The following is a 7,372-nucleotide window of genomic DNA, read 5'->3' on the forward strand; positions in this document are numbered from 1 at the left end:
CCTCCGCAGCCGCTCCCCCGCCGGCCGCCGCACCGCGCCCGGCACGCGGTTCACGCCCTCCCGGTGCACCGAAGGCCGCCGCTGGCAAGGCCCCCGCGCCCGCACGGTCCGGCCCGTTCGAACACGGTCCGCTGCTCGTCCTGGACGCCGATGACGAGCGGCAGGTGACCGGCTACGGCACCGGCGGTCTGCTCCTGGACGTGCCCGCCAAGTCCCTCCCCGCCCTGGTGGAATGGGCACTGGCCGAGGCGCGGGTAGGGGCGGAGAAGCTGCACCCGTCGGGCAAGGACGCCGACCCGCTGCTGGTCCTCACCGCAGCGGTGTGCGAGCGCTACGGCCTGCCCGCCACCCTGTCGGACGCGGAGCGATCGGCCGGGCGGCTTCCCGAGGACCACAAGGCCGTCAAGCTGCTGGAACGGGCGGGGTGGAAGCTGACCAGGCGCGGGCTGGGGCCTTGGGCGCGGATCTACCGCCCCGTCTCCGGCGGGCGACGCCAGTGTGTTCAGTTGTGTATCCCGTCCTGGAACGCCCTGGATGACCGCGCGTGGGGTCACGCCGCCGAGTTGGGTCCGGCGGAGCTGGCCCGGGTGCTGGGAGTGTACGCGCACCGGGTGATGACGCCGGTCGGGTCGAGCGCGGTGACCGGGCTGGAGCTGATGACCGCCCTCAACCCGCCCACCCGCGCGAGCGAGCCGGACCAGGACGGCAAGCGGCACTCCGAGCACCGGCCCGGCTCCCTGGGCGCCCAGGGGCTCGATCCCGCACCATGCGAGGCGATCGACGGGCACCCCGTCCTGGCCCACCTGCCCCGCTTCCACATCCGCGGCCCCGAGGAGCGTTTGTTCGAGGAGGCGTACGACTGGGCGCGGGACCTGACCGATATGGAGTGCATGCAGCCTTATCTGGTCGGCGTCGATGTGAACCTGGCGTTCGGCGCGGCCGCCAACGGCGCCGTCGTCGGCCTGGACTCACCGCCCGAGCACGTCACCGGCCCGGTCTTCGACCCGGCGGTGCCCGGCTCGTGGCTGGTGGACCTCTCCCACGTCGACCTGGACCGGGTGAAGGTGGCCAAGCAGTGGCGTGAGCTCAACGGTGATCTGCTGCCCAGCCCGTTCACCCCGACCGGACAGCGACCCGAGGGCCCGGCCTGGTACGCGACGCCGACCGTGGCGTACGCCGTCGAGCTCGGCTACGACGTCACCCCCCTCGAGGCGTGGCTGCGGCCTAGGAGCGGGCGGTTCCTGGACGGCTGGTACAAGCGGCTGCGCGACGCCTACGTCGCGACGATGGCCGACCTCAAGGTGGCGGAGAAGCTGGCCCCGGGCGAGTTCCTGAAGGCGATGGACGGCCACAAGAGGCGGGATCCTGAGCTGGGGATCGTGCTGGACGCGGTGAAGATGACCGTCAAGGGCGGCATCGGCAAGCTGCAGGAGAAGGCCCGCGGCGGAAACTGGGTGCCGGGGCAGGCGTGGCCGGCGCTGGCCCGGCCGACGTGGCGCCCCGATATCCGGGCCACCGTCATCTCCCGGGCCCGGATCAACATGCACCGCAAGATGATCGCCCTGGCCGCCGCCACCGGCCGCTACCCCGTCGCGGTCCTCTCCGACTGCGCCGTCTACACCGCCGACGGCCCCACCCCCCTGGATGTCCTGCCCTACGACAAGGACGGCAAGACCGTGCCCGGGTCGTTCCGCCTCGGCGTCTCCCCCGGCATGGTCAAGCACGAAGGCACCCAGGACGTGCTGTGGGGTGTGGGCGTTCTGGAGCAGCTCGGCGCACAAGGCAAGGTCGCCAACCTCGCCCGGTACATCAAGACCGGCGAGGTCACCGCCCGGGACACCGGAGAATAGGGAGCGTACGGCGGATGGTCACCGTGGAAGAAGAGCTCGGCCGGGCGGTACAGGGGGCGTTCACGCGCCCGGTGCCCAAGTCCGCCGGGGCGCAGATGCGTTACCTGGTGCGCCAGCACCAGGGCAGCACCCAGCAGGTCGCCGGTCTGCTCGGCATCAGCCAGCGCACCGTGGAGCGGTATGTGAAGGGCCAGATCAAACAGCCCCGCCCGCAGTTGGCCACCCGGCTGGAGGGGGAGGTCCGCGGCCGGTGGCAGCCGCAGGTCAGGGCCCGGGCCCGGCGACAAGCGGCCACGACCGACGGCATCATGATCGACGTCCAGGCCCGGTTCGGCTACACCGCCGCCGCCGGATCCACCGACCAGTCCCGCATCCGCCACCTCACCCTCGCCCTCCCACCCCACCACGCCGCCCGCCTCCTCGACGCCCAAGCCTCCGGCCTGGACGAGGACCAGCTGCTCCAGCTCACCGCCGAAGCACTCGGCGAGACCTACTTCCGCGACAACGGACGCCGCGCCCACGGCCTCGAAGTCGAACTCACCGACCTCCTCGACCTCCAGTTCCGGCTGTAGGCGAGAAGGAGCTGTCGAGGCGGTATGCGGGAGCGCCCGCGCGCCTTGTTGACGGCAGCTCTGCCGGGCGGCTTCCATGGTGTGCGGGCCTGTGAACGCCCGGCCGCGCGACGGACAACGCCCCCGCTGCTTCCGTCGCCGAGGACCGGCCAGAAGCGTCACCGCATCACCTGCCGCACCGTCTGTTCCCTTCACAGCGCGTACCGCCCGGGGGCCGGTTCCGCGCGGAAGAAAGCCCATGAACCCTGCGGCCGCTCTCCACCTCACCGCCGACCGGCGGCGCAGCACCGGTGAATCCCACCAGGCTCTGCACCCCTTGCTCTCCGGCCCGGGCCAAGGGCTGTCCATCCCGGCTGCGCGCAACGCCGAGCAGGCCCGGCTGGAGGCCGAGGTCTTCCAGCGGGCCTGCGCGATGGGCGGTCTGAGCAGTCATCCGCTGGGCATCGTCCGCGTGCGGCCCCAAGAGGACGTGCTCACCCTCCAGCTCGTGGACGAGCCGGTGGTCCTCGGTCACTGGGTCGAGTTCCTGTATCCCCGGGTCAGCGACATCAGGGACGCTGGCGAGGACCCGCGCGACCGGGTGAGCGGTGTGCCCGGACTGCGCAGCGCCCGTGTCCCCGGCGGGGTACGCCTCTACCGGCCGGGCCTGACTGCGGCGATCCTCCTGCGCGGATTCAGCCCGGACAGGTGGGAGCGGATCGCCACGAAGCGCGAGGGCGTCTACGGGTCTCTGCTGCGGCAACCGGACTGGACAACCGTCGAAGAGGCGGCCTACGACGCCCAGAGGGTCCAGCCGTTCGACACCCTGTCGTCTCTGCTGCGCCGGATCCGGGCGACCGCCGGCGCCGGACCGGTCAACAGCACCGACACCTGGACCAGCGGCAGGGGCATCCGACTGGAGACGACGGACGGACCGCCCTGCTCCGACCTCGTCCGCCTCCTGACGCAGGGGCCCTGCGGACTGGGATGGGAGGTCACGGCCAAGACGTGCACCTGCCGCTGCGATCACCCCCATACCTCGACCGGATGCTCCGTCGACTTCCTGGACCCGGCCACCGGACAGCCGGTGTGGTACTCCAACCTGAAATGGAATCGCACCCTCGACGACAACCGCGTCGAGACCCTCGCCCGCCTCCGGTCCGCCTTGACCTGAACCACACCGGCACCAGTCCGCGCCTGGAATCCGGCTCCGGCGGGGAACGGCGCCCGGACAGGAGCGCCGGCCGGGTCCCGGTCTGTTCGCGGCCAGTGATCAACGAGGGCCGGCCGCTCGCACACCGCTGGCGTGGCTGTTGTTCCATGACGTCGCCTCCTTGATGGAGGACTCACGCGTCGATCACCTTGCCAGCCCCGTGGCCGACCAGAGCAGCCTGAGCTCCTGCAGGCAGGTTTCTGCGTCCTGCCTTGGCACAGTTCGGGGAGGCGGACATGGGGTGGGAACCTGCCCAGTGGTTCGGGCTCGCCGCCGGGGCTGCCTCCGCAGTGCGGCACCCTGCAAAAGCAGGGGCCGGATATGCGCTGGTGCACCTGTGGTGCACAAACCTCGGTGCCCGCCGAGTTAGAGGTCATCTCATTTGGCGAGTCGGCGGTAGCAGATGAGGGTGCAGGCGATGCTGGTGAAGGCGAGAAAGTGCTCGGCCTTGCGTTCGTAGCGGCGGTGGAGTCGTCGGCAGCCGGCGAGCCAGGACGTTGGGTCGGCCGCGCGGTGAGGTGCTCGCTGTGGGGCGAGTCCTGTTCCGCGCGGCCTCCCGCCGAACCGGACATGACGGTTTCCCTGTCATCCGGCTCTCCAGTGACTACTGCGTGAGTGTTCTGGCCGGCTGTTCCGTATGGATGCGGTCGTGGCAGATGTCGCAGGCCACGACCGTTTTGCGGCGTCGTTGGAGCATGACGCGCGCCCAGTCGGAAGGCTGCCATCCGGCGTGTGCGAGGTCGGCGAGAGCCCGGACGTGATGCACTTGCACGTTGCCTTTGCTTCCGCAGATCTCGCAGGTATCCGCCAGGAGCCTCGCGATGAGTTCCTTCTGCGGATAGTCCACCCGGACCGGCTCGCGGTCGGCGAGTTCCGCCGCTCGCTGCCGTTGGAGGGGAATTCCACCGAACCGTGCCACCAGTGGTTTCCTGTTCTTCCGCTCGATCCGGGCCTCGAAGCAGACTCGGGGCCCGTTGGGTGTGTCGATTCTGGCCTTGTGCTTGGCGGCCATCTTCGACACCGACGAGCGGTGCTTGGCAGCAAGAGTCTTGAGCATGGATGTCTCCATGACCCATTGCAGCCGGTGCAGCCGGAAGACATCTCCGGCGAGCAGGTAGTACTGGACAATGCCCCGGTAAACGGTCCCGAACGTCGCCACGATCGCATGATCGCTGCTGTTGATCAGGGCCGTCTTCTTCGCGGGTTCTCCGCGGGCGAGATAGGGGGCGCACTTGGCTTTGATCACGTCCCGTGGGACACGGAGAGCGATCTGGCCGTTGATCCGACGGTAACGGCCGGTCTTCTTCGTGTCGTTGTGCTGGGTCGTGATCTCGTAGCCGAGAAACCTTGCTGCCCGGGTGCGGGCATGGGTGATCAGTGTCTTTTCCTGGGACAGTTCCAGCCTGAGTTCGTCACGCAGGAACTGGGCCAGACGTTGTTTGATCTGCTCGGCCTCGGTCTTCGGTCCGGTGAAACCAAGGAGATGGTCATCCGCATAGCGTATGTAGCGCAGCCTGCGATATGCCGGATCGTTCGGATCCGAGCTCGGCAGGCTGACCATCCGCTGACGCAACGCTCGGGCCTGGGCCCGGTCACCGCGCCGACGGGCCTTCGCCAGCAGATTCTGTAACTCCAGATAGGCCGGGTTCCTGGCCCGGCGTTTTCCTTGGGTGTACTCCGGAATCAGAACTGTCTCGACGAACTCGTCCAGCTTGTGCAGGTAGATGTTGGACAGGACCGGGGAGGCCACTCCGCCCTGCGGTGCTCCGGAGAGCGTGGCACCCCACTTCCAGTCCTCCAGGTATCCGGCCTTGAGCATGTTGCGCACCAGCCGAAGAAACCGCTGGTCATGGATCTTCTCGCCGAGGATCGCCAGCAGAACCTGGTGGTCCAGGCTGCCGAAGCAGTCGGCGATGTCCCCTTCGATGAACCAGGACGTGCCGGTCCAGGTGTGGTCCACCTCCCGCAAAGCGGTATGGCAGCCACGGCGGGGACGGAATCCATGTGAGTGGTCGGAGAAGGTCGGCTCGTAATACGCCTCCAATAACAGGCGGATCACTTCACCGACGAGCTTGTCCGACCAGGTCGGCAGCCCCAGTGGACGCGTCTTCCCGTTCTTCTTCGGGATATGGACGCGCCGGACCGGACGGAAACGGTAGCGCTCGTGGCGCATCGCCTCGGTGATCCGGCCGATCTTCCGCTGTGACATGCCGTCCACGGTTTCCGGTGTGACCCCGGGCGTCATCGCACCATGGTTGGCGTAGATCCGCCCGTAGGCCAGCAGATACAACTGCGGGTTGAACAATTGCCGATACAGTTCCTCGCACGGCAGGCCACGCCTGCCGCGTTCACGCAGGACACCCAGCACCGTTTTGGCGCTCTGCATTTCGCATACCTCCCGAGTCTGTGGTGTCCGAGTCACCTGGCCCCCTTCGCCCGATGTGGACGGCTTTCCCGTCCTCCCTGGCCGGTCGTGACTCCGGCGACTACTACGGGGCCTCCGTCGCCATAGGACTCGCGTCCCGTAGGCGATCCCACGTTCGTCCCTGTCTGTACGTTCTAGCGCGGCTTAGGCGTCCCACTCATCTCCTTGAATGTCCTCGTTGGACATCGCTCCGCACCCCGGAAGTGCACCGGGTCACAATGAAACCCAGTGCAGAGCGCGGCGCCGGTTTCAGCTGCCATTTCCGGCGGATGGGAACTTGCATCTTCTGGAGATTGGGCTTCAAACAATCCAGTCTTCGCCATATCGCGCGGGCCGCCCAGCACACCGTCTCTGACAACTGAGCCCGGTCACTGATTTTCTGACATGCTGTTGTCCCCTTCACCTTTCGGATCCAGGTAAGTCATCCGGCCCAGGAACCTCCTTCCGAGTTCCTCCCGGCTGAGCCGGGGATACAAACAGAGCGCCTCGTGGCGCACATGGTGCGTTCGATGGTCCAACGGTGCCGGCCGAGTCGCTGTGAATTTTCGATGCCCTTGCGGGCGATGCGGTGTCGGATCCCGCGTCGGGAAAGCCATTGCCGCAGGTAGCGGTAGTCGTAACCTTTGTCGGCGTGGAGCTTGCCGGGCTTGCGCCGACGGGGGCCTCGGCGGGACCGGATGGGCGGGATGCCCTTCACGAGCGGGACCAGGGCTTGGCTGTCGTGGACGTTGGCGCCGGAGATTGCGACGGATATGGGCAGACCGGTCCGATCGGTGATCAGGTGGATCTTCGACCCGTACTTGCCCCGGTCGACAGGATTCGGACCTGTCAGGTCCCCCTTTTCAGGGCCCGCATGTTCACCGAGTCGATCGCGCACCGCGACCAGTCCAACTCTCCGCGGGATCCGAGTTCGTCCAGGACCAGACGGTGCAGCTTGGCCCAGACCCGGGCCTTCGTCCACTCGGTGAACCTGCGGTGGGCCGTCGCGCCGGACGGACCGAACGACGCCGTGGGCAGCTGCTGCCACGTGCAGCCCGACGTGGCCACGAACACGATCGCCGCCAACACCTCCCGGTCATCGTGACGCCGTCGACCACCACCCTGCGGCCGCGACGGCGCCTCCGGCACCACCCGCTGGAACAGCTCCCACAACTCGTTCGGCACCAGCCGTTCAACAATCCCCGCCATGGCCAGCAGCCTACTGAACCAATTGAGATGACGTCTTAGTGAGCAGGTCGCGCGGCATCCGGGGGCGCTGGGACGATCGGTGGCAACGCGCCGGAGTGCCTCTCGCTCCGCACTGCGCATGCCCCCTGGCGATTTCGAGGTGCCT

The 7,372-nt window shown here is 68.1% G+C and carries 4 protein-coding genes and 2 pseudogenes; 3 read left to right on the plus strand and 3 right to left on the minus strand.

The window, feature by feature from the left end; genetic code table 11:
• The 3 genes from tap to VN520_RS30035 form a co-directional block, all read left to right on the plus strand.
• A partial coding sequence (tap, locus tag VN520_RS30025; RefSeq protein WP_325750092.1) for a telomere-associated protein Tap occupies positions 1 to 1,850 on the plus strand: 1,850 nt, incomplete at its 5' end.
• Positions 1,851 to 1,864: 14 nt separating this feature from the next.
• Positions 1,865 to 2,422 (plus strand): telomere-protecting terminal protein Tpg, encoded by a 558-nt coding sequence (gene tpg, locus VN520_RS30030; protein ID WP_325750093.1) that lies wholly within the window; start codon positions 1,865 to 1,867, stop codon positions 2,420 to 2,422.
• A gap of 238 nt (positions 2,423 to 2,660) precedes the next feature.
• Complete coding sequence (locus VN520_RS30035) at positions 2,661 to 3,575, plus strand: hypothetical protein (RefSeq protein WP_325750094.1); 915 nt, start codon at positions 2,661 to 2,663, stop codon at positions 3,573 to 3,575.
• Between the two features lie 417 nt (positions 3,576 to 3,992).
• On the opposite strand, the pseudogene VN520_RS30040 reads toward VN520_RS30035, so the two are convergent.
• From VN520_RS30040 to VN520_RS30050, 3 genes and pseudogenes are all read right to left on the minus strand, one after another.
• A pseudogene (locus tag VN520_RS30040) lies at positions 3,993 to 4,109 on the minus strand (IS5/IS1182 family transposase); the annotation flags it as partial.
• A gap of 109 nt (positions 4,110 to 4,218) precedes the next feature.
• Positions 4,219 to 6,000, minus strand: a complete 1,782-nt coding sequence (locus tag VN520_RS30045) for a reverse transcriptase/maturase family protein (protein ID WP_325750095.1) — start codon at positions 5,998 to 6,000, stop codon at positions 4,219 to 4,221.
• A 535-nt stretch (positions 6,001 to 6,535) separates the two neighbouring features.
• Positions 6,536 to 7,227, minus strand: a pseudogene (locus VN520_RS30050) (IS5 family transposase); the annotation flags it as partial.
• Positions 7,228 to 7,372 lie beyond the last annotated feature (145 nt).

It is taken from the genome of Streptomyces sp., assembly GCF_035563135.1.
Taxonomy (GTDB): domain Bacteria; phylum Actinomycetota; class Actinomycetes; order Streptomycetales; family Streptomycetaceae; genus Streptomyces.